The organism is Pseudomonas sp. JE3303 (assembly GCF_056312565.1).
The window spans coordinates 43,925-69,898 of record NZ_JBWGIF010000013.1; the positions used below are offsets into that span (position 1 = coordinate 43,925).

A 25,974-nucleotide genomic window follows, 5' to 3' on the forward strand; every position below is an offset into this window, starting at 1 on the left:
TAGGTGCCCGACCTGCATGCGACCTTCGTCCCGCTTTCTCTTGATTGCCGTGCTGGCCGTGGTCATGACAGTGCTTGCCTATTGGCTGACCCAGCGCCAGAGCGCCGCAACGGCCCGCGTCTCGGCCGCCGTGCCCGTGCGGGTGATCAGCGTCGTCAGGCAGGATGTGCCGCGCATTACCAGCGCGATCGGCTCGGTGCTGTCGCTGCACAGCGTCGAGGTCCGCCCGCAGGTCGAAGGCGTGCTGACCCGGGTGCTGGTAAAGGAAGGCCAGTGGGTCAAGTCCGGCGACCTGCTCGCCACCCTCGACGACCGGGCAATACGCGCAAGCCTCGAGCAGGCGCGAGCGCAGCTTGGCCAGAGCCAGGCGCAACTGCAGGTGGCCGGGGTCGACCTCAAGCGCTACCGCGTGCTCAGCACCGACAACGGTGTGTCACGCCAGACCCTCGACCAGCAACAGGCGCTGTTCAACCAGCTGCAGGCCACGGTGAAGGGCAATCAGGCGGCCATCGCCAATGCCCAGGTGCAGCTCTCCTTCACGCAGATTCGCTCACCGGTCACCGGGCGGGTGGGAATTCGCAATGTCGACGAAGGCAATTTCCTGCGCGTCGCGGATACCCAGGGCCTGTTCAGCGTGACCCAGATCGACCCGATCGCCGTCGAGTTCGCTCTGCCCCAGCAGATGCTGCCCACCTTGCAAGGCCTGCTGAAGGCTCCGGTACCCGCCGTTGTGCAGGCCTACCTGGACGCCGACGGCCAGAGCATCCTGCTCGGCGAGGGTCACCTGGCGCTGATCGACAATCAGGTGTCGGCCAACACCGGCACCGTGCGGGTCAAGGCCGAGTTCGCCAACGCCGACGCACGCCTGTGGCCCGGCCAGCTGGTCACCGTGAAACTGCGCACCGCAGTCGACGAGAACGCGCTGGTGGTGCCGCCGCCGGTAGTGCAACGCGGCATCGATGGGCAGTTTGTCTACCGGCTGGAGGGCGACAGGGTCAAGAGCGTGCCTGTAGAGGTGCTGCACCAGGACAGCGACCTGAGCATCATCGCCGGGGTGAACGCCGGTGACCGGCTGATTCTCGACGGCCAGTCACGGCTCAAGCCCGGTGCACGAGTCGAGATCGCGCCCGATACTCCGGCCGATGCCAATGCCAATGCCGATGACGATGACGCCGAGCGCAGGCGCCAGCCATGACCGGACGCAATGGGGTCTCGGCCTGGTGCATCGATCACCCGGTGGCCACCGTGCTGCTGACCTTCGCCATGGTGCTGCTCGGCGCCGTGGCCTTTTCCCGCCTGCCGGTGGCACCGCTGCCCGAAGCGGATTTCCCGACCATCCAGGTAACCGCGCAGTTGCCCGGCGCCAGCCCGGAAACCATGGCCTCCTCGGTGGCTACACCGCTCGAGGTGCAGTTCAGCGCCATCCCGGGCATGACCCAGATGACCAGCAGCAGCGCGCTGGGCTCGACCAACCTGATCTTGCAGTTCACCCTCGACAAGAGCATCGACACGGCCGCCCAGGAAGTCCAGGCAGCCATCAATACCGCCACCTCCCGCCTGCCCCAGGACCTGCCCAACCCGCCCACGTGGCGCAAGGTCAATCCGGCGGACAGTCCGGTGCTGGTGATGACCGTAAGCTCCGCGCAGATGCCCGGCAACGAGCTCAGCGACTACGCCGAGACTCTGCTTGCCCGCCAACTGAGCCAGATCGATGGCGTTGGTCTGATCAACATTACCGGCCAGCAGCGCCCGGCCATCCGCGTCCAGGCCCAGCCCGAGAAGCTCGTGGCCATCGGCCTGACCCTGGCCGATCTGCGCCAGGCGATCCAGCAGACCAGCCTGAACCTGGCCAAGGGCGCGTTGTACGGCGAGTACAGCGTCTCGACCATCGCCGCCAACGACCAGTTGTTTCACCCCGAAGACTACGCCCGGCTGATCGTATCCTACCGCAACGGCGCGCCTGTGCACCTGCGGGACGTCGCGACCGTGGTCAATGGCGCCGAGAACGCCTACGTCAAGGCGTGGTCCGGTGAACAGCCCGGGCTGAACCTGGTGGTGTTCCGCCAGCCCGGCGCGAACATCGTCGAGACCGTCGACCGGGTGCAGGCCGCTCTGCCGCGGCTGAAGGAAATGCTCCCCGCCTCGGTCGAGGTGTCGATACTCAACGACCGCACCCAGACCATCCGCGCCTCGCTGCACGAGGTGGAGCTTACCCTGATGATCGCCGTAGCGCTGGTGATCGGTGTGATGGCGCTGTTCCTGCGCCAATGGTCGGCGACCCTGGTGGTGTCCAGCGTGCTCGGGGTGTCGCTGATCGCCAGTTGCGCACTGATGTACGTGTTCGGCTTCAGCCTGAACAACCTCACCCTGGTAGCCATCGTCATTTCGGTGGGCTTTGTGGTCGACGACGCCATCGTCGTGGTCGAGAACATCCACCGCCATCTGGAGGCGGGTGACGACAGCCGCACTGCCGCGATCAAGGGCGCGGGCGAGATCGGTTTCACCGTGGTGTCGATCAGCTTCTCGCTGATCGCCGCCTTCATCCCGCTGTTGTTCATGGGCGGAGTGGTCGGCCGGCTGTTCAAGGAGTTCGCGCTGACGGCCACGTTCACCATCCTGATCTCGGTGGTGGTGTCGCTTACCCTGGCGCCGACGCTCTGCGCGCTGTTCATGCGCAAGGCACCGTCCGGGCAGCACGGCGGCTTCGGCGAGCGTCTGCTGCGCCGCTACGAAAGGGGCCTCGACCGTGCCCTGGCCCATCAGCGCCTGACCCTGGGCGTGTTCTTCGTGACCCTCGCATTGGCCCTGGGGGGCTACGTGGCCATTCCCAAGGGCTTCTTCCCGTTGCAGGACACTGGCTTCATCCTTGGCACCAGCGAGGCCGCCGCCGACATTTCCTACCCGGCCATGATCGACAAGCACAAGGCCCTGGCCAGGATCATCGAGGCGGACCCAGCCGTGCGTGCGTTTTCCCATGCCGTGGGCGTCACCGGCAGCAACCAGACCATCGCCAACGGCCGCTTCTGGATTGCCCTCAAGCCGCAAAGCGAACGCGACGTGACGGCCAGCGAACTTATCGACCGACTGCGGCCCAAGCTTGCCGAGGTGCCCGGCGTGGTGCTGTACCTGCGCGCAGGCCAGGACATCAATCTCAGCTCCGGCCCCAGCCGCACCCAGTACCAGTACGTACTCAAGAGCAACGACGGCGCGGCGCTCAACCTGTGGACCCAGCGTCTGACCGACCGCCTGCGCGAAAACCCGGCCCTGCGCGACTTGTCCAATGATTTGCAACTGGGTGCCAGCGTCACGCGCATCGACATCGACCGCCAGGCCGCGGCCCGCTTCGGCCTGACCACTACCGACGTCGACCAGGCCCTGTACGACGCGTTCGGCCAGCGCCAGATCAGCGAGTTCCAGACCGAGACCAATCAGTACAAAGTGATCCTCGAGCTCGACGCCCGCCAGCGTGGCAAGGCCGAGAGCCTCAATTTTTTCTACCTGCGCTCGCCCTTGAGCGGCGAAATGGTGCCACTGTCAGCGCTGGCCACAGTCGCGCCGCCGACTACCGGGCCGCTGTCGATCAGCCATGACGGCCTGTTCCCGGCCGCCAACCTGTCGTTCAACCTGGCGCCTGGCGTGGCCCTTGGCGATGCGGTTCAGATACTGGAGCGCACCCAGCGCGAGCTGGGCATGCCCGAGTCGATCAGCGGCAACTTCCAAGGCGCGGCCCAGGCTTTCCAGAGCTCGCTGTCGAGCCAACCGTGGCTTGTCCTGGCAGCGCTGGTGGCGGTGTACATCATCCTCGGCGTGCTCTACGAGAGCTTCGTCCATCCGCTGACGATCATCTCCACCCTCCCTTCTGCTGGCCTGGGGGCGCTGGCGCTGCTCTGGGTGATGGGGCAGGACTTCAGCATCATGGGCCTGATCGGCGTGGTGCTGCTGATCGGTATCGTCAAGAAAAACGGCATCCTGCTGATCGACTTCGCCCTGGACGCCCAGCGCCGCCTGGGCTTGACGCCGGAGCAGGCGATCCATCAGGCCTGCCTGACGCGTTTTCGGCCGATCATCATGACAACCCTGGCAGCGCTGCTCGGCGCGGTGCCGTTGATGGTGGGCTTCGGTGCCGGTGCCGAACTGCGCCAGCCGCTGGGCATCGCAGTGGTGGGAGGGCTGCTCGTTAGCCAGGCGCTGACCCTTTTCACCACGCCGGTCATCTACCTGGCGCTGGAGCGTCTGCGCGCGCCGAGACGTCAATTACGCGGCTTTGAGACAAAAAACTAGGTATTTCCAGCCCAATTGTTACATTGGCTGCAATAGTGATTATCCCGCCCGACACTGTTTCGACGTGCAATTGCGGACTAATTTAGCGGGGTCTTAATTAGCACTTGCTCCGCAAGAAGGTAGTTTCAAATGTCCAACAGTATGGGTATTGCCAGCGTATTCGTCCTGTCTTCCCTGTTGTTGTCGCCCTTGGCCATGGCAGAAGAATCGCCGGCCTTTGTCACCCGTAATGCCCAACTCGCCGCTGTTCATCAAGAGGCCCGCGACGCCTACGCCGCGCAACACTCCGATGCGGCAAAAGATGCACGGCAGACGGCCTCTCAGGCAGTCAGCGATGAAGCTTCCGATAGTTGATCGGCGCCCGGATACAGCAACCTGTTCCCTCGACCCACACATGGTAGCCTCGGGCGGCGATGTGTTAGTCTTTTAAAGCCGCTGCCAATAGCGGCTTTTTTTTGTGTGTCGAAAATACCAGTAGAGCTGGGACGCCCATCAACAAGAAGTGCGTTTTTCACACAATAAAAACTGCCTCGACGTCAGATCAAAGGAGTTTGTACCGGTGTCCACTGCTTTGCGTTCTACCCCGTTGTTCGTTGCATTGGCTGCAACGATGCCCTTCACCGCCCAGGCCGACAGCGACACCGCCGAGGGCTTTGTCGAAGGTTCGACCCTGAACCTCAATGCCCGCAACTTCTACCTCAACCGCAACCAGCGCGACCGTGGCAACGCTGACAGCCGCGAGTGGGGCCAGGGGTTCATCGCCAAGTTCTCGTCGGGCTATACGCCAGGCGTGATGGGCTTTGGTATCGATGCCCACGCCATGCTGGGCCTGAAGCTCGACGGCGGTGGCGGGCACGCGGGTACCAGCATCCTGCCGGACAGCTTCGACGAGGACGGCGAGCGCAACAAGGCGCCGGGTTCATTCTCGACCGGGGGCGCTGCGATCAAGCTCAAGGCCTTTGACACCGAGCTCAAGGCGGGGGACCTGTTTCTCAGCAACCCGGTAATCGCCGGTGGCGAGACGCGCATGCTGCCGCAGACGTTCCGCGGCGTGAGCCTGACCAACCACAGTATCGACGGGCTGATGCTCGAAGCGGGCCAGGCCAGCTTTACCAAACCGTACAACCAGAGTGGCCATCGTCGTATCGACACCTTCTACGGCAGCCTCCCCGAGGGCAGCAAGAGCCGGCACATGAATTGGGCAGGCGGAGTGTGGAACGCCAATCCGGACATCGTCACCAGCCTGTACGCGGCCGAGCTCGAGGATATCTGGAACCAGTACTACTTCGACTTCAGCTACACCCATGAGGTCAACGAGCAGCTGAGCCTGACCCCAGCGCTGCACTTCTATCACACCCAGGACACCGGCCAGGCGCTGCTGGGCAAGATCGACAACAACACCTACAGCTTCTCGCTCACCGCCAACGTGGGTTACCACAGCGTTAGCGCGGCCTACCAGCGGGTCAACGGCAACACGCCGTTCGACTACATCAACCTGGGCGACAGCGTGTTCCTGGACAATTCACGCATGTACTCGGACTTCAACGGTCCCAACGAGCGCTCCTGGAAGCTGCAGTACGGCTATGACTTCAGCGGCTTCGGCTTCCCGGGCCTGAGCACCACCCTGTCGTATTCGCGCGGCGAGATGGACATGACCAAGGCCGCCCAGGACAGCGCGAGCTACAGCAGCTGGTACAACGCCGACGGCGAGAACGCCCGCCACTGGGAGCGCGACCTTGACGTGCAGTACGTGGTCCAGGAGGGCGACTTCAAGGACCTCTCGGTGCAGTTGCGCTGGGCGACCCACCGGGTCAGCCAGGGTTACTCGCAGGTCGACAACAACGTCGATGAGTACCGGCTGATAGTCGATTACCCGCTAGACGTGTTCTGATCCCACGCCGTCAGGGTTCATTTTGTCGGACAACAGCCTCAGGTATTGTCCGACAAATGCCTGACGCCTAGAATATGCCCGCCGCATGACTATACCCTTACAATTCGAGGGCTTTTGCAGTAGCGAGCATGACGTCCACCCGATCCGCGCGATCCATCTTCCACAAGCATCCGGAACTGCTCCTGACCCTGGGCAGTTGCGTGGCCGTGCTCGCTATAGTAGCGATCGTCAGCTACCTCCTGATGCGCGAACGCGACAGCGTCGAGCAGGCTGCCGCGCGCTCTTCGAGCAATATCGTCCAGCTGATCGAGAGCGACATCGTGCGCAACGTCGAACTCTACGACCAGTCCCTGCGCGGGCTGATCTGGGCCGTCCAGCATCCCCAGCTGCTCAAGGTACCCGCCGAGCTGCGCCAGCAGATTCTGTTCAACCAGGCCTTCAGTGCCCCGATGCGCGGCGATATCCTCTGGCTCGACGCGCAAGGCGATGTAGTCGGTGATTCCACCAGCGCAGTGCCGCGCAAGGCCAATTTCGCCGACACCGAACCCTTTCGCCTGCATCGTCGTGATCCCGGGCTGGGGCTGGTCATCAGCCCGCCGTTCAAGGCGCGCCTGGGCGAACTGGACTGGTGCATCAGTTTCAGCCGAAGCATCCTGGGGCCTGATGGCCAATTCTCGGGACTGGCGGCCGGGGCGTTGCGCCTGTCCTATTTCACCGAGCTGTTCGAGCGGCTCGACATCGGTTCCGAGAGCAGCATCAACCTGTTCAATACCGACGGCCAACTGCTCGCCCGCCAACCCACGCGGACGTCAGATCCGCTGATCGGCGCGAACTTCAGCCAGCGCCCCAACTTCAAGCGGTTCCTGAGCGAGAAGAGCGGTACCTTCGTCAGCACCTCCGCCGTTAACGGCACTCAACGGATCTACACGTTTGCCCAGGTCGCCGACCTGCCCCTGATGGTGTTGGTGGTACAGGCTGCCGATGAGGTATTTGCGTCATGGCGACGTACCGCGCAGGTGATCAGCGCTGCCACAGGGGTGCTGTGCGTCGGGATTCTCTGGCTGACGTTGCTGTTGGGACGCGAGCTGCGCCGCCGCCACACCGCCGAACTGAGCCTGGCGGACCTGGCCGCCACCGACAGCCTGACGGGGCTTGCCAATCGGCGTCACCTGGATCAGGTACTGAGCCAGGAATGGGCGCGCACTCAACGCAACCGCAAGCCCTTGGCAGTGCTGATGGTGGATGTGGATCACTTCAAGGCCTTCAATCAGCGCCATGGCCATGCCGGGGGGGACAGCGCTTTGCGCGAAGTGGCCAAGGCCATCGACAGCAGCATTCGCCGCCCGGCCGATCTGGCAGCGCGATACGGTGGGGAAGAATTTCAGGTGGTATTGCCGGAAACGGAACTGGCGGGGGCATTGCAGATGGCAGAGCGAATACGTGCGGGTGTCGAGACACTACCGCCGTTTGCCGGTGACACACAGCCTGTGACCGTGAGCATCGGCATCGGGGTATTCATCCCGGGAACCCAGCAGGATCTCGCGAGCGTGCTGGGTGCCGCGGATGAGGCGCTCTACCGGGCCAAGGCCAATGGCCGCAACCGGGTAGAGACGGCGCTCGGTTAAGAGCGGGCGCGAGCGGCGTCGCGCAGCGCCTTGACCTGGTCATGGTTGCGTTGCACGCCCTGCAGCTGACGCTCTACCAGGGAGTAGACCGGGTCAGTGGCGGTGAGCTGGTGCTTGGCGAGCTTCTCGCGGGCTTCCTTGTAGGCTTTGAGGGCGTAGTCCTCACCGCGCTCGACTTCGTTCAGAACGGCGGTTTCGTCCTTGCCAGTCAACATCGACTTGAAGTTGACCCAGCCACGGTGCAGGTCGGCGGTGACGCTAGTGGAAGTTTCCGGATCGCCACCCAGGCGGCGAACTTCGGCCTGAAGTTCGGATGCAGCGGTCTCGCACTCTGCGGCGCGAGTCTGGAAAAAAGTCTTGAGCTGGGTGTCCTTGACGTCATCCGCCGACTCGCGGAAACCCTTGGCGCCGTCCTTGCTGTACTCGATCAGGTCGTTCAGTACGTCGATCACGTCTTTGTTCGGGGTGCTCATGGCAAATCTCCTTGTTGCACAGGTGGAAGTCCTGTTTTACAGAGCAGCCTTTGTGCCAGCTTTTGTTAAAATAAAATATTGTTTTAAATCAAGCATTTATAAAAGATTGAACCTCTCGATTCACGGCGTTCTGCATGAACTGTCCTTTGGCCTTCGTGCAGATTGCAGTAAGGTCACCGGTTTGAAATATTCAGGCAGGCCCCATGAAGCCGGAAAACCTCGAACTGCTGGTCACCCGGCAGATGCCATATGGCAAATACCAAGGCCGGTTGATCGCTGATCTGCCGGGCGATTATCTGGGCTGGTTTGCACGAAAGGGGTTTCCCCCCGGGGAGATCGGCGCGCTGTTGGCGCTGATGCACGAGATCGATCACAACGGGCTTGGGGAGTTGCTTGCGCCGTTGCGGCGCAAGCATCGGGGGTAAGTTTCAAAACAGTGTCGCCGGCCGGTTACCCCTGCACCGGCGCCACCGCCAGCTCTACCTGCTCACTGCGCTTGAGCAGCGCATACACCACCGCCGTTACCAGGCTGCCTGCGGCAATCGCCAGCAGGTACAGCAGCGCGTGGTTGATCGCGTTGGGTACCAGCAGCACGAACAACCCACCGTGCGGCGCCACCAGCTTGCAGCCGAAATACATCGACAGTGCCCCGGTCAATGCACCTCCGACGACGCTTGCAGGGATCACCCGCAGCGGGTCCTTGGCGGCAAAGGGGATCGCGCCTTCCGAAATGAAGCACATCCCCAGCACCAGTGCCGCCTTGCCCGCTTCCCGCTCGCTCTGGGCAAACTTGCGCCGGGCGATGAAGGTGGCGATGCCCAGGCCGATTGGCGGCACCATGCCAGCGGCCATGGTCGCGGCCATCGGCGCGAAGCTGGAGGACGACAGCAAGCCGACGGAGAATGCATACGACGCCTTGTTGATCGGCCCGCCAAGGTCGACGCACATCATGCCGCCAAGCAGCACCCCGAGCAGGATGGCGTTGGTGGTGCCCATGCTGTCCAGAAAGCGGGTCAGGCCATCGAGCATGGCCGCGACCGGCTGGCCGACCACGTAGATCATCACCAGTCCCGTGAACAGGCTGGCCAGCAACGGAATGATGAGGATCGGCTTGAGCGCCTCGAGGCTGGTGGGCAGACGCACCCAACGGCTGATGGCCTTGGCGCAGTAGCCGGCAAGAAAGCCGGCCACGATGCCACCGATGAAGCCTGCTCCCAGAAGTGTCGCCAGCATGCCGCCGATCATCCCCGGCGCAAGGCCGGGACGGTCGGCGATCGACCAGGCGATGTAGCCCGCCAGCAGCGGCACCATGAGCTGGAACGCGGCCTGTGCACCGATCTGCCGCAAGGCGGCGGGCAGGCTGCCGGCTTCCTTGTAGGCATCGATACCAAAGACATAGGACAACGCGATCAGTAGTCCCCCGGCCACCACCATCGGCAGCATGAACGACACGCCCGTCAGCAGATGCTTGTAGACCCCAGCCTTTTCACCACTGCCCGCTGCAGTTGCAGCGCCAGCGCCGGTGCCTTCCACCTTGCCCTCGGCGAGCGCCTTGGTCAGGGTAGGCTGGGCCTGCTTGAGCGCGATGCCGGTACCGCAGCGGTAGATCCGCTTGCCGGCGAAACGCGCGGTCGGCACCTCGATGTCGGCCGCCAGCACCACGACATCGGCCTCGGCGATCGCCTCGGCGGACAATGGATTGCGCGCGCCGACCGAGCCCTGGGTTTCCACCGTCAGCTGGTGGCCCATCTGCTGCGCGGCCTGCTGCAACGCCTCCGCCGCCATGAAGGTGTGCGCGACACCGGTCGGGCACGCGGTGACAGCGACGATCTTGCGCACACCGGTGGCGGTTTCAGGCTCGGCGTTGTCCACAGCCTCCAGCAACTGCGCCTGGTCTGCCGCGACTTCCAGGAAACCTTCACGGTCGGCCAGCGCCTGGGCAGGCGTACTCTGGTAGACACGCTTGCCAACGAAGCGGGACAGGTCGACGGGACCGGTCTTGACCACCAGCACCCAGTCGGCCGCGTCGATCTCGGCGGCCGTCAGGCGCCGCTCCGGGTGCTCCGGATCCTGGACTTCAACACAGGTGGCCCAGCCGCGCTGTTGCGCCGCCGCAGCCAGCAAGCGCGCGCTGAGCACGCTCGACACCTGGCCGTTCGGGCAGGCAGTGATAATCGCAATGTTCATCGGCAACCCTCTTGTTCTTCTGTCAGTTGCACCGCGGCTTCGAGCTGCGCCAGTTGCTCGAGGTCGCGGATACCGAAACCGATCTGGGTGACCGCCTGCGCGGCGATCGCAGTCGCGCGGCGCAGGGTCTGCGCAGGGGCCTGGGCGTGCAGCAGGCCATGGACCATGCCCGCCACCAGCGAATCCCCCGCCCCAACCGTACTGGCCACCCGCACTTGGGGAGGCTGCGCGTGCAGGGCCTGGCCGTTGGTGAACCAGCTCACACCCTGCTCGCCCTGGGAGACCACCACATGCTCGATGCCGCTGGCCAACAGGCGTTCGGCCGCGGCGCGCTGCTGGGCGCGGCCCTCCACTGGCTGGCCGAGCACTTCGGCGAGCTCTTCGGTGTTTGGCTTGACCAGCCAAGGCGCAGCCTCGAGCCCTAGGCGCAGGGCCTCCCCGCTGCTGTCCAGGGCAACCTTCAAGCCTTGGGCCTTGAGTTGCAGCAACAGCTGGCGCAGCCACTGCGCAGTGATGCCGCGCGGCAGGCTGCCAGCCACCACCACGGCGTCATGGCCGCTCGCGACCTGTGCAAGCACACGCAGCAGTTCATCCTGTGCAGCCTCGTCGACCACAGGGCCTTGGCCATTGATGTCGGTGACGCGGCCATCGGCCTCGACCAGCTTGAGGTTGCTGCGGGTCTCGCCAGCCACGCGCACGAAGCAGTCGGTAAAACCGCGCGCCTCGATCAGCGCTTCGAACGGCTGCAGGTTGTCGCGGCCGAGAAAGCCGCCGACCGTGACATCGTGGCCAAGGTCCGCCAGCACCTGGGCTACGTTCAGCCCTTTGCCGGCGGCATGGCTGTGCTGCGCCTGGCTGCGGTTGACGTGCCCGGCACGCAACACGTCCAGGCTTACGGTGACATCCAGGGCAGGGTTAAGGGTCAGGGTGAGTATCTTGGCCATCAGTTGTTCTCCACCAGCGCCCGGACCGCTTCGGCGCTGTCTTGCTGCAAGGCCAGGCGCGCCAGGGCGCGGGCCTGCTGTTGATCGGTTTCGCGCACCAGCGCCTTGACCTCGGCAATACTGCGGGCCGACACGCTGAGCTCGTCCACGTCCAGGCCCAGCAGCAGCGCGACCGCCTGCGGATCGGCTGCCAGCTCGCCGCACACGCCCACCCACTTGCCTTCGGCATGGGCAGCGCGCACGGTCATGTCGATCAGCTGCAATACCGCAGGATGCAAGCCGTCGGCCTGAGCGCTGAGGCTCGGATGGCCGCGGTCGATCGCCAGGGTGTATTGGGTCAGGTCGTTGGTGCCGATGCTGAAGAAGTCGACCTCGCGTGCCAGCTGCGGGGCCAGCAGGGCAGCCGACGGCACCTCGACCATGATCCCGAGCTGCAAGTCGCTGACCGGGATTTCCTCGCGCAGGCGCTCGACCATGGTCCGGGCCTGGCGCCATTCGTGAACCTGGCCGACCATCGGGAACATGATGCGCAGGGGACGTTCACCGGCCGCCAGCAGCAAGGCCCGCAGCTGATCCTCCATCACTTGCGGGCGTTGCAGCGTCAGACGCACTCCGCGCACGCCAAGAAAAGGGTTCTCTTCGGTGGCGATCGGCCAATAGGGCAACGGCTTGTCGCCACCCACGTCGAGTGTACGCACGACCAGCGGACGGCCATCGAGGCCCTCGAGCACGCGGCGGTATTCGGCCTCCTGGGTCGCCACGTCGGGCGCCTGGGGGTGGGCCATGAAGATCAGCTCGGTACGCAGCAGGCCGACGCCTTCGGCGCCTTGGTCGACGACCTTCTCAATGCCGGTGCTTTCGCCGATGTTGGCGAACACTTCGACAGCATGCCCGTCGCGCGTTATGGCGGGCTCCAGGCGATGGGTCCAGGCCGCCTGCAAGCGCGCTTCACGCTTGTCGCGTTCAGCCAGGGCACGCTGGATGTCCTGCTCGGCGGGCGCCACGCTCAGCTGGCCACGCTGGCCATCGAGCAACAGTTGGGTCCCGGGTTGGAGCAGCAACACCGACTCGCCCACGCCGACCACTGCCGGGATACCCAGCGCCCGGGCGACGATCGCGCTGTGCGCCGTCGCTCCGCCGTGAGCGGTGACAATGCCGGCGACACGCGCCGGGTCCAGGCGGGCGACGTCGGACGGGCCGACTTCGGCCATCACCAGCACGTAGGGTTGTTCCGGTGCAGGGTGATCCTCGATGCCGCAGAGCTGCGCCAGCACGCGCCGGCCGATGTCACGCAGGTCGGCGGCGCGTTCGGCCAGCAAGGCGTCGTTGAGCGACTCCTGCTGACGCGCGGCCGCCTCGATTACCGCCATCCAGGCCGCCGCGGCGCTCTCGCCCTGGCGTAGGCGCTGCTCGACATCATCGGTCAGGGCCGGGTCGGCGAGCATCTCCTGGTGAGTGACGAAGATCTCGGCAATGGATTTGTCGCTGCGCTGCACCAGCACCTGCAGTTCGCTGATCACCACCGCCAGTGCGCCGCTAAGTTTCACGCGTTCGTGCTGCAGCGATTCGCCGCGCAGGGGATAGTCGATCTTGCGCTCGGCCTGGATATGCGCGGGTCCGCAGACAATCCCCGGCGACGCCGCGACGCCCTGAATGCGGCTACCCAAGGCGGGCGCCTGGAGCTTCACCTCAGGCACCGGCGCCACTGTGGGCTCGGGCGTCGCAGCCAGCGGCTCGACCTCCTCGCCCAGCCCTTGTTCGATGGCCGCTACCAGTACGGGCAAGGCATCGGCAGCAATGTCAGGCTCGGCGATCAGTTCCAGCACCTGGCCGCGGCGCGCACCCAGGCTCAGCAACTTGCTCAGGCTCTTCACCGAAACCGCTGGCTGGCTGCTGTCGAGCACCCGCAGGCGGATCTCGCCTTCAAAGCCTTTGGCCAGCTGCGCCAGCTCTTTCGCTGGGCGGGCATGCAGCCCGTGGGGATTGGCCAGGGTCACGCGCACGCTTGGCCAGTCAGCCGGCACCTCGCCACCCAGGACTTCGAGCACGGTCCGGCTGCTGGTGGCCTGGTAGAGCATCTGCCCACGGCCTTCGATCAGCACTTCGCACAGCCGCTCGAGCAACGCCTGGTGCGCAGCGCCGAGGCTGGCCAGGCAGAACAGCCCGTTCAAGGGCTGGTCGCGGTAGCGCAGGGGCTGCTGCGGGGTAACGAACGCCAGGCCCGGCTGGCGCACCTGGCGTTCGCTGTTCAGCCACCACAGGCCATCTCCCAGCGGCAGCGGCTCGGCCTGCTGGAGCACCGAGGCGAAGCCGTTGTCGACGCAATCGGCGCGCTGCAACAGGCGCGCTCCGCGCCAGGCCAGCTCGTCGAAGTCATCGGCCGCGACGCCCAGGCCGACCAGTTGGGCATCCAGCGCCAACGCCTGGGGCGCACCTTGCAACAGCTTGAGCAGCGTTTCGGCCGACGTGGCCCGGCGCAGCGCTTCAGCGAGATCGGTCTCGCCCAGGGCGCGGGTCAGCAGTTGCAGCAGGCGCAAGTGTTCGTCGGAACGCGCGGCAATACCGATGGCCAGATAGACGATCTGCCCATCTCCCCAGTCCACGCCCTGCGGAAACTGCAGCAGGCGCACGCCGGTGGCGAATACCAGATCGCGGGTCTGAGGTGTGCCGTGGGGAATGGCGATACCCTGGCCGAGGAAGGTCGAACCTTGCGCCTCGCGCGCCTGCAGGCCTTCGAGATATCCCTCGGCGACCAGTCCATCAGCGACCAGACGATCGGCAAGCAGGCGCAGCGCTTCGGCCTTGCCTGCGGCGACCTGGCCCATGGCTATCTGCTCCTTCGCGAGCTCTAGCATGACCTTCTCCTTTACAGTACGTATACGATACTGAGGTATTGTTGTGGACATTCCACAAGGGGGCTTTATGCAAACCCTTGCCGCAGGCGTCAGACATGGCAGTAAAAAAACGCCTGCTGAAACGATTAATCAAGATCAGCGGGCACGGTACTCGATAATCTTCCTCTGAAAAAGCCCCATCCTGTCGGACAATTGAGACAATAGTCGCCTGCGTTGTAATGGCTGGATCGGAGACACATGCAGGTCAGCCTCAGAGCAGCCCCGGTAATAACAAGGAAAACTCGGTGAAACTCAGCGATATCGCCCGTCTGGCTGGTGTGTCAGTTACCACCGCCAGCTATGTCATCAATGGCAAGGCCGAACAGCAACGCATCAGTAATAGCACTGTCGAGCGTGTGCGCGCGGTGGTCGAGGCCCATGGCTTCACGCCCAACCCACAGGCCGCTGGATTGCGCAGCCGCTACACCCGCACGCTGGGCTTCATCCTCCCCGACCTCGAAAACCCGAGCTACGCGCGCATCGCCAAGCAGCTGGAGCAGGGTGCGCGGGCGCGCGGCTATCAGCTGCTGATCGCCAGCAGCGATGACCAGCCCGACAGCGAGCGGCAGCTGCAACAGCTGTTCAGGGCCAGACGCTGCGACGCGCTGTTCGTCGCCAGTTGCCTGCCCGCGGGCGATGACAGTTATCGCGAGATGCAGGATAAAGGCTTGCCGGTGATCGCTATCGACCGTGAACTCGACCCGCGGCACTTCTGCTCGGTGATCAGCGACGATCACGCTGCGAGCCTGCAATTGGCCAGGAGCCTGCTCGCCACCGCCCCCGGACGGATCGCCCTGATCGGCGCACGGCCCGAGCTGGGTGTCAGCCAGGCCCGCGCGGGGGGCTTCGACGAGGCGCTGCAAGGCTTCGACGGCCAGGTAAGCCGCTACCAGGGCGACGCCTTCAGCCGCGACTGCGGCCAGCATCTGATGCAGCAGCTGATCGATGAACTGGACGGGCTGCCCGATGCCCTGGTGACCACGTCCTACGTGTTGCTGCAAGGGGTGTTCGATGCGCTGCAAGGCCGTCCGGCCGGCTCGCGCAGCTTGCAACTGGGCACGTTTGGCGACAATCAGTTGCTCGACTTCCTGCCCCTGCCTGTCAACGCCATGGCCCAGCAGCATGGGCTGATTGCAGCGACCGCATTGGAGCTGGCCCTGGCCGCCATCGAAGACAAGCGCTACGAGCCCGGTGTGCACGCGATTGCCCGCACGTTCAAGCAGCGTATCGGCTAGGCGTTGGGCATGCGTCTGATCGACACCCACACCCACCTCGATTTCGAAGATTTCGACGCCGACCGCACGCGCCTGCTGGACAACGCCAGCGCGCGCGGAGTCGAGCGCCTGGTGGTGCTGGGGGTGTACCAGGACAACTGGCAACGCATCCACGACCTGCTGCGCGGCGACGCCCGCCTGCATGCTGCCTATGGCCTGCACCCGGTATACCTCGACCAGCATCGCCCCGAGCATCTGCCGCAGTTGCGCCAGTGGCTGGAACACCTGCAGGGCGATCCCCAGCTGTGCGCGGTAGGCGAATTCGGCCTGGACTACTACCTGACCGAGCTGGACAAGCAGCGCCAGCAGGCATTGTTCGAGGCGCAACTGCAACTGGCAGTGGACTTCGAGCTGCCCGCGTTGCTGCACGTTCGCCGCAGCCATGCCCAAGTGATTGCCACGCTCAAGCGCTACAAGCTTGAGCGTGGTGGCGTTATCCACGCCTTTGCCGGCAGCTATGAAGAAGCGCGCGAGTACATCAAGCTGGGCTTCAGGCTTGGCCTGGGAGGCGCCGCCACCTGGCCCCAGGCACTACGCCTGCGCAAGACCGTGGCACGGCTGCCGCTGGAGAGCCTGGTGCTGGAAACCGATGCCCCGGACATGGCCCCGGCGATGTTTCCGGGCCAGCGCAACAGCCCCGAGCACCTGCCCGAGATCGCCAGCGCCCTGGCCGAACTGATCGGGGTCACGCCCGAGACGCTGGCCGAGGCGACCAGCCGAAATGCCTGCGAACTGTTCGGCTGGTAGCCGGCCTGTCGCGCGACCGTTTCAGGCCAGCACTGTCCATAGGGCAAAAGCCGCATACCACAGCACCGCGCAGCGCAGCAGCAATTCCCACAGGCTGTCGAGCGTCTCCAGGCCTTGGGGCCCCGCCTGCGCCGGTGGCGCATCGTCGGCCACACGCCCGGCCCGGGCCACCAACTGGGCGGCGCGAATGTGCCAGTTCAGCAGCTCGCTCAACATCAACCGGATAACCGACATGAAGTTGCCGACCAAGGCGAAGCTCGACGCCAATACCCGTACCGGCAACCAGTCCATGACATGGCGCAGCTGCCCGGCGCGGGCCTTGAGCGCCGGTTGATGGCTATGGGCGGCAATCAGGTCGAGAAGCCGGTAGGCCAGCGCCGCGGCAGGGCCGAGCAGGAAATACCAGAAAATCACCGCGAAGAAGCTTTGGTAGGCCTGCCACAGCAGGTGGCCCTGCACGCGCTCGAGCAAGCCCTCGGCATCATCGGCGGCCAGGCCAAGGTCGCGCTCGGCGACATGCAGCGCGGCTTGCTGGTCGCCGCGCCGCCAGGCGTCGCGGAAGGGGCCAAGCGCAGCCTTGGTATCACCCCGGCCAAGGCTGTAGATGAGCACCAGCAGGTGCACGGGCAAGGCCAGCAAGCCGTAGGCCACCGGTTCCAGCACATGCAGCAGCAGCACCAGCACAGCCACCGGCGCCAGCACCAGAATGATCAGGGTCCACCAGGGATGAACCTTGCCACTGCGCTCCAGGCGCACAAGCTCGCTAAAGAAAAAACCGTCCCGCTGCAGCCGGTGGCGCAAGGAAGAGAACTTCTCGACCCATAGCACCAGCACCAACACCAGAAAACTCATGCATTGTCCTCGAAATCTTGCAGGGCCGCTCGATAGCGTAGCCAGTCGAAAGCAGGCCCCGGATCAGTCTTGCGCCCAGGTGCGATATCGCTGTGACCCTGGATCCGCTGGGTGTCGATCGCCGGCCACGCCGCTTGTATCAGCCGGGTCAGATGCTCCAGCGCCGTATACTGGGCATCGGTATACGGTAGCTCGTCAGTGCCTTCGAGCTCGATGCCGATGGAAAAATCGTTGCAGCCCTCGCGCCCGTCGAATCGCGACACCCCCGCATGCCAGGCACGGTCCAGGCACGAGACAAACTGGGTGACCGCCCCATCGCGCTCGACAAACAGATGCGCCGACACCGTCAGGTGCTGGATGCCTTGGAAGTAGGGGTGCTCGTCCGGGTTCAGGGCGTTCTGGAAAAACGCCTGCACTTTGCCGGTGCCAAAGCAGGCAGGCGGCAGGCTGATGTTGTGGATCACCAGCAGGGAGATGTGCTCGCCGTCGGCGCGGGCGTTGAAGTTGGGTGAGGGGCAGTGGGTGACACCGGTGAACCAGCCTGTTTCGCGGTTCAAATGCATGGGCGGATCCTGGCACACATGGACGTTGTCTCAGTATGCCCCGACGCTGTGACGGTTGCATGCGAGATTGCGCGCCGACTCACAATCCAGGCTGGCCCCGCAACCGCTCGACCACCGCGTGAAGCGCGCGGTCGAACAGCAGTCCGTCGTCAAGCGGCCGCACATCCTCGCGGCGCAGCGCCATCAACAGCCCGCTGCGGTTCCAGTCGCGGACCTTGACGCCGTGGCGGTTGGCAAAGACGAAGCGATCGCTGCTGGCGATCCAGGCAATCAGCTTGCAGCGCATCGGCGCGCCATCATCGCGCACCTCGACCCAGGAACCCACGCGCAGCCGCTGCAACTGGCGCAGTTGCGGGTGATGCTCGTCCAGCTGCAGCAAAGGCGCGCAGGCGGGTTCTTCGCCAACGACCAGGACGATTTCGTCCCGAACCAGGATCTCCTTCAGCGCGTTGTCTTGCGCAGACAACCCAAGGTCATGGGTTGAGCAGGCACGCAGGTGCAACTGTGCAAGCTGGGCAAAGAATTCGCGAGTCGCGTTCGAGTCCAGGGCAATCGCCGCCAGTCCCTCGCGCAGCGCCTTGAGCAGACTGGGCACCTGTTCAAGCAACTGCTGACGCGCCAGGGGCTCTCGGTGAGGCGCCACACTGTCCAGCAACGCGTCCATGGTCAGCAGCCCCTGGGCCCAGGCCCGCGACCGCTCGCCATGCTTGAGGCAGGCCAGCATCAGTACCTGGCTCCAGGCCTGAACCAGGATCTGCACCACCACTTCCGGCAACACCCGCCCATGCAGGCGCTGGTTGAGCACCTGCTGGACCCGCTGGCGTGCCAGCAAGGTCCGCGCGCGGCCCTCCTCGGCATCGCGGGTGCGTTGTTCAAGCAGATCGTTGCGCCGACGCTCCTCGCTGCTGTAGGTGAGAAACTCGGCGAGCAGGTCGCTGAACAGACGCGTATCTTCATTGAAATCGTTGAGCAGGCGCAGCACGATCCGCTCGATGCGCAGGTACAGGCTGTCTCGCTGCAGCTCGCCATTGCCCTCCCAGCCCATCGCCGCCAGGGCGATCTCGTTGAGCAGCCGGCGCGCCGGATGACTGGCACGGGTAAACAAGGTCGCATCCAGCAGGGCCACCTTGATGTACGGGATCTGCAAACGGGCGATCATCCGCCGCAGCATGGCTGGCAGATTGCTGTCGTCGAGGATGAAGTTGAACAACATGCCGACCAGGTTGATCAGGTCTTCATCGGCAACGGCAATCTGCCGGCGGTTGCCGCTTCGCACGCTGATCCTCAGCAGCAGTTGCTCCAGCTGCTGCCCAGGGAAAAATTCTTCGCCCTCGCATACTGGGGGCACAAAGTGCTGCAGGTGCGAGAGCAGGCGCAACAGGTCGCCGGTGGCGATGGGCGAGGCTGGCTGGTTGCTGTGCAAACGCGGGGCGACTCGCCCACGCGCTGGGGCAAGCAAAGGCTGCAGTGACGCGAGAAAGGCCCGCCCCGCGCTGCTTTCGTGCAGCTCTTCTTCCTCGGACTGGTTGGCCGGGTCTCGCGGGGCCACTCGCTGGCGATCCTCGGCGCGGCGGCGCGGCGCGGGCTTGAGCTCCGGCAGCACGCCGGCCACCGCCAGCAGCTGGTTGGCTTCGCCATAGACCAGCTCGATATCGCGCAACACATAGCGCTCGAACAGTTTGAGAAGGATCAGCTTGACCTTGAATCCGACTCCAAGGTTGCGCCCTGCCTGCAGGAAGAATCTGCACAGCCTCGCGGGCGCCAGCGGATGGCAGTGCTCGTCGACCGGCTGCCCGAGCAGGGTCTGGAACCGCAGGCACAACTGCTGGAGCACAAACCTGTCACGCGCCAGCACACGCTCGACCATGCCCTGAATGGCGATCTTACGCTCCTGCTCTTCCTTGCCGTGGCCGGGGGCATCGGGCAACCGCATCAACGGGTCGAGACGGCCGATGGCAGAGAACGCGTCGTGCAGCGTATCGATGAACTCACGCTCGATGTTCTTGCGCTTGAGACGAAGGTCACGCATCGCTTCGAAAAACAGATGTTGCTCGAGAGGTCCCATGGCCTTGTCGGCCATCTCGAAGAGCGTATCGTCGGCATTGTCGAACAGCGCCTGCAGGCACTGTCGAAGTTGCAGCGCGGCTTTGTCACGCACCTGCAGCAAAAGTACAGGCAAGCAAGGCAATGGCGCACGCAGCCCTCTTAGATTAGCCGCCGCCAGGCTCACTACCTTGCCATCGTTACGCATCCCAAACTCCTTGCTGGGGTAGTTGCCAAAGTGGACAACGTGTCGTCAAAGCTATGACGCCAAATAAGAGGCGCGATTATCAGGCAAAGCGGGTCTGCCGCCAAGCGCGCCGTTCGTCTGGGCTCATAGACAGTCATTTGAGCAAAATGCTCAGTGCGTCTGACCAAAGGTCGTTTCTGCAGCTGCTGTACAGCGCCCACCCCTGCCCTATAATCGCCCGCACCTAGCTTGTGGAGTCCACCATGCCGAACCTACGCCTCGCCGACCTGACTGCCGAAATCGAAGCCAACGTGCGCCGCGCGCTGCTCGAGGATATCGGCAGTGGCGACATTACCGCCCAACTGATCCCGGCCGAACGCCTGGCCAAGGCCACCATCATCACCCGCGAAGACTGTGTGATCAGCGGAACGGCCTGGGTCGATGCGGTATTCCGTCAGCTCGACCCCCGCGTGGCAGTGCACTGGCAGGTGATCGATGGTGACCGGGCCAAGGCCAACCAGGCGCTGTTTCATCTCGAAGGGCCCGCCCGCTCACTGCTCAGCGGCGAACGCACGGCGCTCAACTTCCTGCAGCTGCTTTCGGGCGTCGCTACGCGTGCGCACACATTGGCCGAACTGGTCGCCGATACCGGGGTGCGCTTGCTCGACACCCGCAAGACCTTGCCTGGGCTGCGACTTGGGCAAAAGTATGCAGTGGCCTGTGGCGGTTGTGACAATCATCGTATCGGGCTGTACGACGCCTTTCTGATCAAGGAAAACCACATCGCCGCCAGTGGCGGGATCGCCCAGGCGATCACGGCCGCCAGGCGCATCGCTCCCGGCAAGCCCGTGGAGGTCGAGGTCGAGAGCCTCGATGAGCTGCGCGAAGCGCTGGACGCAGGCGCCGACATCATCATGCTCGACGAGCTCGACCTCGACGAGATGCGCGAAGCGGTGCGCATCACTGCCGGCAAGGCAAAGCTCGAGGCCAGTGGGGGAGTCAATGAGAGCACGTTGCGGGTCATCGCCGAAACGGGTGTGGATTACATCTCCATTGGTGCGATGACCAAGGATGTGAAGGCAGTGGATCTGTCGATGCGCTTGAGTCTCTGAGGCTTCTGCCAGACATGAAAAAACCGGCCAACTGGCCGGTTTTTTCATGTCTGCAAACGCGTCTTAGAACGACACGTTCTGCAGCCCATCCAGGTACCGCTCCACATCCAGAGCCGCCATGCAGCCGGCACCTGCGGAGGTGATGGCCTGACGGTAGACATGGTCGGCCACGTCGCCGGCAGCGAACACGCCGTCGACGTTGGTCGCGGTGGCGTTGCCTTCACGGCCGCCCTGCACGACCAGATAGCCGTCCTTGAGCGTCAGCTGGCCTTCGAACAGCGAAGTGTTCGGGGTATGGCCGATGGCGATGAACACGCCGTCTACCTTGATCTCGTCGCTGCTGCCGTCATTGTTCTTCAGGCGAGCACCGGTGACGCCCATGTTGTCACCGAGCACTTCGTCCAGAGTGGCATTGAGCTTGAGCTCGATCTTGCCTTCGGCTACACGGGCTTGCAGCTTGTCGATCAGGATCTTCTCGGCGCGGAAGGTCTCGCGGCGGTGCACCAGGGTGACCTTGCTGGCGATGTTGGCCAGGTACAGGGCTTCTTCCACAGCGGTGTTGCCGCCACCGACCACTGCCACTGGCTTGTTGCGGTAGAAGAAACCGTCGCAGGTAGCGCAGGCCGAAACGCCCTTGCCCATGAAGGTCTCTTCCGATGGCAGGCCCAGGTAACGGGCACTGGCGCCGGTGGCGATGATCAGCGCGTCGCAGGTGTAGGTGCCGCTGTCACCCTTGAGGGTGTAGGGCTTGCTTGCCAGGTCGACGGCGTTGATGTGGTCGAAGACGATTTCGGTCTCGAAACGCTCGGCGTGTTCCTGCATGCGCTGCATCAGCGCCGGGCCGGTCAGGCCATGGGGGTCGCCCGGCCAGTTGTCGACTTCGGTGGTGGTGGTCAGCTGGCCGCCGGCCTGCATGCCGGTGATCAGCAGCGGCTTGAGGTTTGCGCGGGCGGCATAGACCGCGGCGCTGTAACCGGCAGGGCCGGAACCGAGGATGATGACTCGCGAATGACGTGCTTCGGACATGACGGGCTCCTGTAATAAAAAAGAACCTGCGCGACGCTTGGGGAAGGCCGTTGGCCGCAGGTCCTGAAAGGCGAAAGTGCGTTACAGGCTGCTGGCGTTTTCCGCCAGGTAGTCGGCCACGCCCTTGGCGTCGGCCTTCATGCCTTTCTGACCCTTGCGCCAGCCGGCCGGGCAGACTTCACCGTGCTGCTCGGTGAACTGCAGGGCTTCGACCAGGCGGACCATCTCATCGACTTCACGGCCAAGCGGCAGGTTGTTGACCACCTGGTGCTGGACCACGCCTTGCTGGTCGATCAGGAACGAGGCACGCAGGGCCACGCCCGCTTCGTGCTCGATGCCGTAGGCCCGGGTGATCTCGTGCTTGACGTCGGCGACCATGGTGAACTCGACTTCGCCGATGCCACCCTTCTCGACCGGCGTGCTGCGCCAGGCATGGTGAGTGAACTGCGAGTCGATGGATACACCCACTACTTCGACACCCAACTCGCGGAACTTGTCCATGCGGTTGTTGTGGGCAATGATTTCAGACGGACACACAAAGGTGAAGTCCAGCGGCCAGAAAAACAGGACGACGTATTTGCCGCGCAGGGACGAAAGCTTGAAGCTGTCGACGATCGAACCGTCGCCCAGTACAGCGGCTGCGTCGAAATCAGGGGCTTGCTTGTTGACCAGAATGCTCATGGAATCTCCTTAAAGACAGGATCCGAAGGCGTTGAAAAGTTGTGCGCACTTTAGCGAGGTGGCAGAGATTAAGGAAATATCCTTCTACAATCCACCTTATAGACAGGCTCTATTCCATGCACTCCGACTTCACCCGTCGACTATTGGATGGACGGTGAAAGCACCTCGAGCTTTTGTTACAGGCCGTTTCTCGTGCCCTGCCCAGCTTTCGCCGCGCCGTCAAACTCGGTAAGGTCGGCGCGTTTTCCATCTTTCCGGAGCTCCATGATGCAAGCCCCCGTCCTCTCTGGCCCACAGTACCTGCGCGAAGGGTTGAAGCTGGTCCTGAGCCCAGGCCTGCGCCTGTTCGTGCTGCTCCCGCTGGTGATCAACCTGGTGCTCTTCGGAGGCCTTGTCTACTTTGCCGGCCATCAGTTCAGCCTGTGGGTGGACACCTTGATGCCCGCCCTCCCGCAGTGGCTGAGTTTCCTGACCTACATCCTGTGGCCGCTGTTTGTCGTGCTTGTGCTGCTGATGGTGTTTTTCACCTTTACGCTGGTGGCCAATATCATTGCCGCGCCGTTCAACGGATTCCTGGCCGAAAAGGTCGAGGTGGTGGTGCGCGGGCAGGACAACTTCCCCGCCTTCAGCTGGGGTGAGCTGATGGCCATGGTACCGAGGACGTTGAGCCGCGAAATGCGCAAGCTGGGTTACTTCCTGCCCCGGGCCATCGGCCTGTTCGTGCTCTCGCTGATCCCTGTGGTGAATATCGTCGCGGCGCCGTTGTGGCTGCTGTTCGGCGTCTGGATGATGGCCATCCAGTACATCGACTATCCAGCCGACAACAACAAGATGACATGGCAGGACATGCTTGCCTGGCTGCGCCAGAAACGCTGGCAGAGCCTGGGCTTTGGCGGGATCACCTACCTGGCGCTGATGGTGCCTTTCGTGAACATCCTGATGATGCCTGCCGCCGTGGCAGGTGCGACGCTGTTCTGGGTACGCGAGAAGGGCGACTCATCCATCGCGAAGCAGTCCATTTCGAGCGCTCGTTAACCACGTAAGCAGTGCCCTTTCCCAGCCCACTGATACACAAGGCTGGTACACATGGCACTCATAGCTCAACCATTCAGGCACCCCGACTCTGGCATCTATTACCTACGTCGCAGGGTGCCGGATGACCTCAGGCACATCATCGGCAAGACCGAGATTCGCCGTTCGCTGCACACTCGAAACCACCAGCAAGCGAAGGCTGCATTCGCCGTTGCGTATGCGGAGTCGGAGCGGGTGTTCAATGATGCCCGCCAGGGCCTCTACGTTGAGCCCTGTAAGCCAAAGACGGTAAGTAAGCCCCTACCCACATCTTTATTGCCCGCTCTCAAAGAAAGCTCCATAAGGCTGTCAGAAGCCCTCACCCGCTACGTCCAGTCCATCTCCATGTCTGGTAGGTCAGAGTACGTTTCGAGGCGCCACGTAGTGGACTACAGCCGTGCAGTTAACCGGTTCATCTCTGACATGGGTGACAAACCAATCGCCTCGATTCAGCCCTCCCATATCCATGCGTTCGCTGCCAACTTGATCCAGCCCTCAGATCCCAACGTAAAGCCGCTGGCTACCTCGTCCACTCGCTTACTGCTGGCACGACTATCATCGGTGATGGCGTTCACCGTCGATTCCGGTCTGCTCGAAACCAACCCCATAACTGCTTCACGCATTCACAAGCGCCTCGGGTCGGGAAAAGCGAAACGACGTTTAGACGACAACCGGGGCTACAACTGGAACGAACTGGTTACGCTGTTCAGCCATCCTGAATTTCAGCGGCTGCGAACTGCTGAAGGTAGACCAGGAAGTGCAGTGTTCTGGATTCCGTTGATCGCTGCCTACACCGGTGGGAGACGTGAGGAACTAGCTCAATTGTACGTCGAAGACATCCACCAGCACGCAGGGGGCTCGTGGTTCATTCGGATTATCGACGACCGACCTGACAAGTCAGTTAAGACTGACAGCAGCCGCAGGGAGATCCCTGTTCATCCCGACCTGATCGCCCTAGGCTTACTGACCCTCGTACAAGGCCGTTTGCCAGGGACAAGGGTCTTCCCTCAATTAGTAAAAGTGAGCGACGGCTTTGCAGGGATCGTCTCCAAGTCGTGGCGTCCAATTACTCAGCGGTGCGGGGTCTACCAACCAGGCCGCAACCCACTGCATGCTTTCCGGCACAGCTTCAAAACTCTTGCCAGGGAACACGGCATACCCAAGGAAGTAAGCGACTGGATCACTGGCCATGCGTCAGGGCACGTTGGGGACAGCTACGGCATTAACCCCCTGTCCCGAATGGCGCAAGAAATACAAAAGATCCCTAGCCTTGCGAAAGCCGCCGGACTACTGCCTAGCACCTGAAACCTAGTGGTATTCAGAACTCAAAAGCGGGGATGGGTTAGACCTCATCTCCTGCTCCGCGAACTGATAGCCGCTGTGGAAGCAGAGCCATACTCACTCAAGGCGCTTCGGCCGCTACGTAATGTATCAGGGCGGCACTGATGCCAAGACACCTGCCGAGCCTTCCACCCATACGCTCATTGTCTTCCTACGTGATGGCGGGGTTCGAGACTCACTGATCAAGCGTATAGCCGGCCACGAGGACGCGGCGGTGACCTTCAGGATCCACGGCAGCCGAAGCCCCATACGCGCAATGGCAGATGCTCTGAAGCACATACATCTCACTCTCGGTCAACCCTCTAATGCTGCACTCATTCACTTGCACCATATGCGCCTACCAGCTGAGATAGATTAATTAACATTTTCGCCATACCGGGGTATTAACCAGCAAATTTCAAGATCGAATATGGCAAACTTAAATTAACAACACCGAGATAAGCCAAAAAATACGGGACATACCACATGTAGCGCCAAAACTAAATTCAAATAAGCATTGCATTAGAATCCAACTTCGGTAGGATGGCGCCACACAGAGCGACGACGGACTATCAGCAAGAACGCTGTACCACGCACTGTTATACCCAGCATAACAAGCAACCAACTTTATTATGCCAACCTTGAAAGCCAATACGCTTTCCACACATCGACAGCAAGAGAAATATGATGACATAAACAATTAAACAACCAACACTTACACCCCATATACCCTATTGAAGGAAAAGCACAATGCATTAGCCAGCCAAACAAGCATCACACCCGCAAGGAACATTAAATATATT

At 63.1% G+C, this 25,974-nt stretch carries 20 protein-coding genes; 11 read left to right on the top strand and 9 right to left on the bottom strand.

Features of this window, described 5'->3' with window-relative positions; all coding sequences use genetic code 11:
• Positions 1-16 precede the first annotated feature (16 nt).
• From AC0ZZU_RS18555 to AC0ZZU_RS18575, 5 genes are all read left to right on the top strand, one after another.
• Entirely contained in the window at positions 17-1,195 is a 1,179-nt protein-coding gene (locus AC0ZZU_RS18555; RefSeq protein ID WP_476342640.1) for an efflux RND transporter periplasmic adaptor subunit, read from the top strand.
• Positions 1,192-4,281 (top strand): multidrug efflux RND transporter permease subunit, encoded by a 3,090-nt coding sequence (locus AC0ZZU_RS18560; protein ID WP_476342641.1) that lies wholly within the window; start codon positions 1,192-1,194, stop codon positions 4,279-4,281. The genes AC0ZZU_RS18555 and AC0ZZU_RS18560 overlap by 4 nt, the downstream gene beginning before the upstream one ends.
• 129 nt (positions 4,282-4,410) lie before the next feature.
• The gene (locus AC0ZZU_RS18565) at positions 4,411-4,635 is read left to right on the top strand and encodes a hypothetical protein (protein WP_476342642.1); all 225 of its coding nucleotides are present in this window, start codon (positions 4,411-4,413) and stop codon (positions 4,633-4,635) included.
• A 256-nt stretch (positions 4,636-4,891) separates the two neighbouring features.
• Positions 4,892-6,172 carry an OprD family porin gene (locus tag AC0ZZU_RS18570; RefSeq protein ID WP_476342834.1) on the top strand — a complete coding sequence of 427 codons (1,281 nt, stop codon included), beginning with the start codon at positions 4,892-4,894 and terminating at the stop codon, positions 6,170-6,172.
• Positions 6,173-6,300: 128 nt separating this feature from the next.
• Positions 6,301-7,797, top strand: coding sequence for a GGDEF domain-containing protein (locus AC0ZZU_RS18575; protein ID WP_476342643.1), 1,497 nt, complete (start codon positions 6,301-6,303; stop codon positions 7,795-7,797).
• Here the strand turns inward: AC0ZZU_RS18575 and AC0ZZU_RS18580 are convergent.
• Positions 7,794-8,270, bottom strand: a complete 477-nt coding sequence (locus AC0ZZU_RS18580) for a ferritin-like domain-containing protein (RefSeq protein ID WP_476342644.1) — start codon at positions 8,268-8,270, stop codon at positions 7,794-7,796. The genes AC0ZZU_RS18575 and AC0ZZU_RS18580 overlap by 4 nt on opposite strands.
• 203 nt (positions 8,271-8,473) lie before the next feature.
• Here AC0ZZU_RS18580 and AC0ZZU_RS18585 point away from each other — a divergent pair, with 203 nt between their 5' ends.
• Entirely contained in the window at positions 8,474-8,695 is a 222-nt protein-coding gene (locus AC0ZZU_RS18585; RefSeq protein ID WP_476342645.1) for a DUF3820 family protein, read from the top strand.
• Between the two features lie 25 nt (positions 8,696-8,720).
• Here AC0ZZU_RS18585 and AC0ZZU_RS18590 read toward each other — a convergent pair whose 3' ends face one another.
• From AC0ZZU_RS18590 to ptsP, 3 genes are read right to left on the bottom strand one after another with little or no spacing between them, the layout of a single operon-like run.
• A complete protein-coding gene (locus AC0ZZU_RS18590) occupies positions 8,721-10,457 on the bottom strand; it encodes a PTS fructose-like transporter subunit IIB (protein ID WP_476342646.1) in 1,737 nt (578 codons plus the stop codon).
• Entirely contained in the window at positions 10,454-11,401 is a 948-nt protein-coding gene (pfkB, locus tag AC0ZZU_RS18595; RefSeq protein WP_476342647.1) for a 1-phosphofructokinase, read from the bottom strand. The genes AC0ZZU_RS18590 and pfkB overlap by 4 nt, the downstream gene beginning before the upstream one ends.
• On the bottom strand, positions 11,401-14,256 hold the full coding sequence (gene ptsP / locus AC0ZZU_RS18600) for a phosphoenolpyruvate--protein phosphotransferase (protein WP_476342649.1): 2,856 nt from the start codon (positions 14,254-14,256) through the stop codon (positions 11,401-11,403). The genes pfkB and ptsP overlap by 1 nt, the downstream gene beginning before the upstream one ends.
• A gap of 284 nt (positions 14,257-14,540) precedes the next feature.
• On the opposite strand from ptsP, the gene cra reads away from it, so the two are divergent.
• Together cra and AC0ZZU_RS18610 are read left to right on the top strand one after the other, a co-directional pair.
• Positions 14,541-15,530: a catabolite repressor/activator gene (cra, locus tag AC0ZZU_RS18605; protein ID WP_476342651.1), complete on the top strand. Its 990-nt coding sequence runs from the start codon at positions 14,541-14,543 to the stop codon at positions 15,528-15,530.
• Positions 15,531-15,539: 9 nt separating this feature from the next.
• Positions 15,540-16,316, top strand: a complete 777-nt coding sequence (locus AC0ZZU_RS18610; RefSeq protein ID WP_476342652.1) for a TatD family hydrolase — start codon at positions 15,540-15,542, stop codon at positions 16,314-16,316.
• 21 nt (positions 16,317-16,337) lie between these two features.
• Here the strand turns inward: AC0ZZU_RS18610 and ampE are convergent, their stop codons facing one another.
• From ampE to AC0ZZU_RS18625, 3 genes are all read right to left on the bottom strand, one after another.
• Positions 16,338-17,168, bottom strand: coding sequence for a regulatory signaling modulator protein AmpE (gene ampE / locus AC0ZZU_RS18615; RefSeq protein WP_476342654.1), 831 nt, complete (start codon positions 17,166-17,168; stop codon positions 16,338-16,340).
• On the bottom strand, positions 17,165-17,731 hold the full coding sequence (gene ampD, locus AC0ZZU_RS18620; protein WP_476342655.1) for a 1,6-anhydro-N-acetylmuramyl-L-alanine amidase AmpD: 567 nt from the start codon (positions 17,729-17,731) through the stop codon (positions 17,165-17,167). Before ampD ends, ampE begins: the two co-directional genes overlap by 4 nt.
• Before the next feature lie 79 nt (positions 17,732-17,810).
• Complete coding sequence (locus AC0ZZU_RS18625) at positions 17,811-19,982, bottom strand: DUF1631 domain-containing protein (protein WP_476342657.1); 2,172 nt, start codon at positions 19,980-19,982, stop codon at positions 17,811-17,813.
• A 242-nt stretch (positions 19,983-20,224) separates the two neighbouring features.
• On the opposite strand from AC0ZZU_RS18625, the gene nadC reads away from it, so the two are divergent.
• A complete protein-coding gene (nadC, locus tag AC0ZZU_RS18630) occupies positions 20,225-21,073 on the top strand; it encodes a carboxylating nicotinate-nucleotide diphosphorylase (RefSeq protein WP_476342658.1) in 849 nt (282 codons plus the stop codon).
• A gap of 63 nt (positions 21,074-21,136) precedes the next feature.
• On the opposite strand, the gene trxB is transcribed toward nadC, so the two are convergent.
• On the bottom strand, positions 21,137-22,099 hold the full coding sequence (trxB, locus tag AC0ZZU_RS18635; protein ID WP_476342659.1) for a thioredoxin-disulfide reductase: 963 nt from the start codon (positions 22,097-22,099) through the stop codon (positions 21,137-21,139).
• An 81-nt stretch (positions 22,100-22,180) separates the two neighbouring features.
• A complete protein-coding gene (locus AC0ZZU_RS18640) occupies positions 22,181-22,780 on the bottom strand; it encodes a peroxiredoxin (RefSeq protein ID WP_158460390.1) in 600 nt (199 codons plus the stop codon).
• A 267-nt stretch (positions 22,781-23,047) separates the two neighbouring features.
• Between AC0ZZU_RS18640 and cysZ the strand changes: the two genes are divergently transcribed.
• Both cysZ and AC0ZZU_RS18650 read left to right on the top strand, forming a co-directional pair.
• Positions 23,048-23,815: a sulfate transporter CysZ gene (gene cysZ / locus AC0ZZU_RS18645; protein WP_476342661.1), complete on the top strand. Its 768-nt coding sequence runs from the start codon at positions 23,048-23,050 to the stop codon at positions 23,813-23,815.
• 51 nt (positions 23,816-23,866) lie between these two features.
• Positions 23,867-25,156 carry a DUF6538 domain-containing protein gene (locus AC0ZZU_RS18650; RefSeq protein WP_476342663.1) on the top strand — a complete coding sequence of 430 codons (1,290 nt, stop codon included), beginning with the start codon at positions 23,867-23,869 and terminating at the stop codon, positions 25,154-25,156.
• Positions 25,157-25,974 lie beyond the last annotated feature (818 nt).

Bases quoted from the DNA above. Each gene is read 5' to 3' on its own strand.
- AC0ZZU_RS18555 (WP_476342640.1), top strand. From the start codon at position 17: ATGCGACCTTCGTCCCGCTTTCTCTTGATTGCCGTGCTGGCCGTGGTC.
- AC0ZZU_RS18560 (WP_476342641.1), top strand. From the start codon at position 1,192: ATGACCGGACGCAATGGGGTCTCGGCCTGGTGCATCGATCACCCGGTG.
- AC0ZZU_RS18565 (WP_476342642.1), top strand. From the start codon at position 4,411: ATGTCCAACAGTATGGGTATTGCCAGCGTATTCGTCCTGTCTTCCCTG.
- AC0ZZU_RS18570 (WP_476342834.1), top strand. From the start codon at position 4,892: ATGCCCTTCACCGCCCAGGCCGACAGCGACACCGCCGAGGGCTTTGTC.
- AC0ZZU_RS18575 (WP_476342643.1), top strand. From the start codon at position 6,301: ATGACGTCCACCCGATCCGCGCGATCCATCTTCCACAAGCATCCGGAA.
- AC0ZZU_RS18580 (WP_476342644.1), bottom strand. From the start codon at position 8,270: ATGAGCACCCCGAACAAAGACGTGATCGACGTACTGAACGACCTGATC.
- AC0ZZU_RS18585 (WP_476342645.1), top strand. From the start codon at position 8,474: ATGAAGCCGGAAAACCTCGAACTGCTGGTCACCCGGCAGATGCCATAT.
- AC0ZZU_RS18590 (WP_476342646.1), bottom strand. From the start codon at position 10,457: ATGAACATTGCGATTATCACTGCCTGCCCGAACGGCCAGGTGTCGAGC.
- pfkB (WP_476342647.1), bottom strand. From the start codon at position 11,401: ATGGCCAAGATACTCACCCTGACCCTTAACCCTGCCCTGGATGTCACC.
- ptsP (WP_476342649.1), bottom strand. From the start codon at position 14,256: ATGCTAGAGCTCGCGAAGGAGCAGATAGCCATGGGCCAGGTCGCCGCA.
- AC0ZZU_RS18610 (WP_476342652.1), top strand. From the start codon at position 15,540: ATGCGTCTGATCGACACCCACACCCACCTCGATTTCGAAGATTTCGAC.
- ampE (WP_476342654.1), bottom strand. From the start codon at position 17,168: ATGAGTTTTCTGGTGTTGGTGCTGGTGCTATGGGTCGAGAAGTTCTCT.
- ampD (WP_476342655.1), bottom strand. From the start codon at position 17,731: ATGCATTTGAACCGCGAAACAGGCTGGTTCACCGGTGTCACCCACTGC.
- AC0ZZU_RS18625 (WP_476342657.1), bottom strand. From the start codon at position 19,982: ATGCGTAACGATGGCAAGGTAGTGAGCCTGGCGGCGGCTAATCTAAGA.
- nadC (WP_476342658.1), top strand. From the start codon at position 20,225: ATGCCGAACCTACGCCTCGCCGACCTGACTGCCGAAATCGAAGCCAAC.
- trxB (WP_476342659.1), bottom strand. From the start codon at position 22,099: ATGTCCGAAGCACGTCATTCGCGAGTCATCATCCTCGGTTCCGGCCCT.
- AC0ZZU_RS18640 (WP_158460390.1), bottom strand. From the start codon at position 22,780: ATGAGCATTCTGGTCAACAAGCAAGCCCCTGATTTCGACGCAGCCGCT.
- cysZ (WP_476342661.1), top strand. From the start codon at position 23,048: ATGCAAGCCCCCGTCCTCTCTGGCCCACAGTACCTGCGCGAAGGGTTG.
- AC0ZZU_RS18650 (WP_476342663.1), top strand. From the start codon at position 23,867: ATGGCACTCATAGCTCAACCATTCAGGCACCCCGACTCTGGCATCTAT.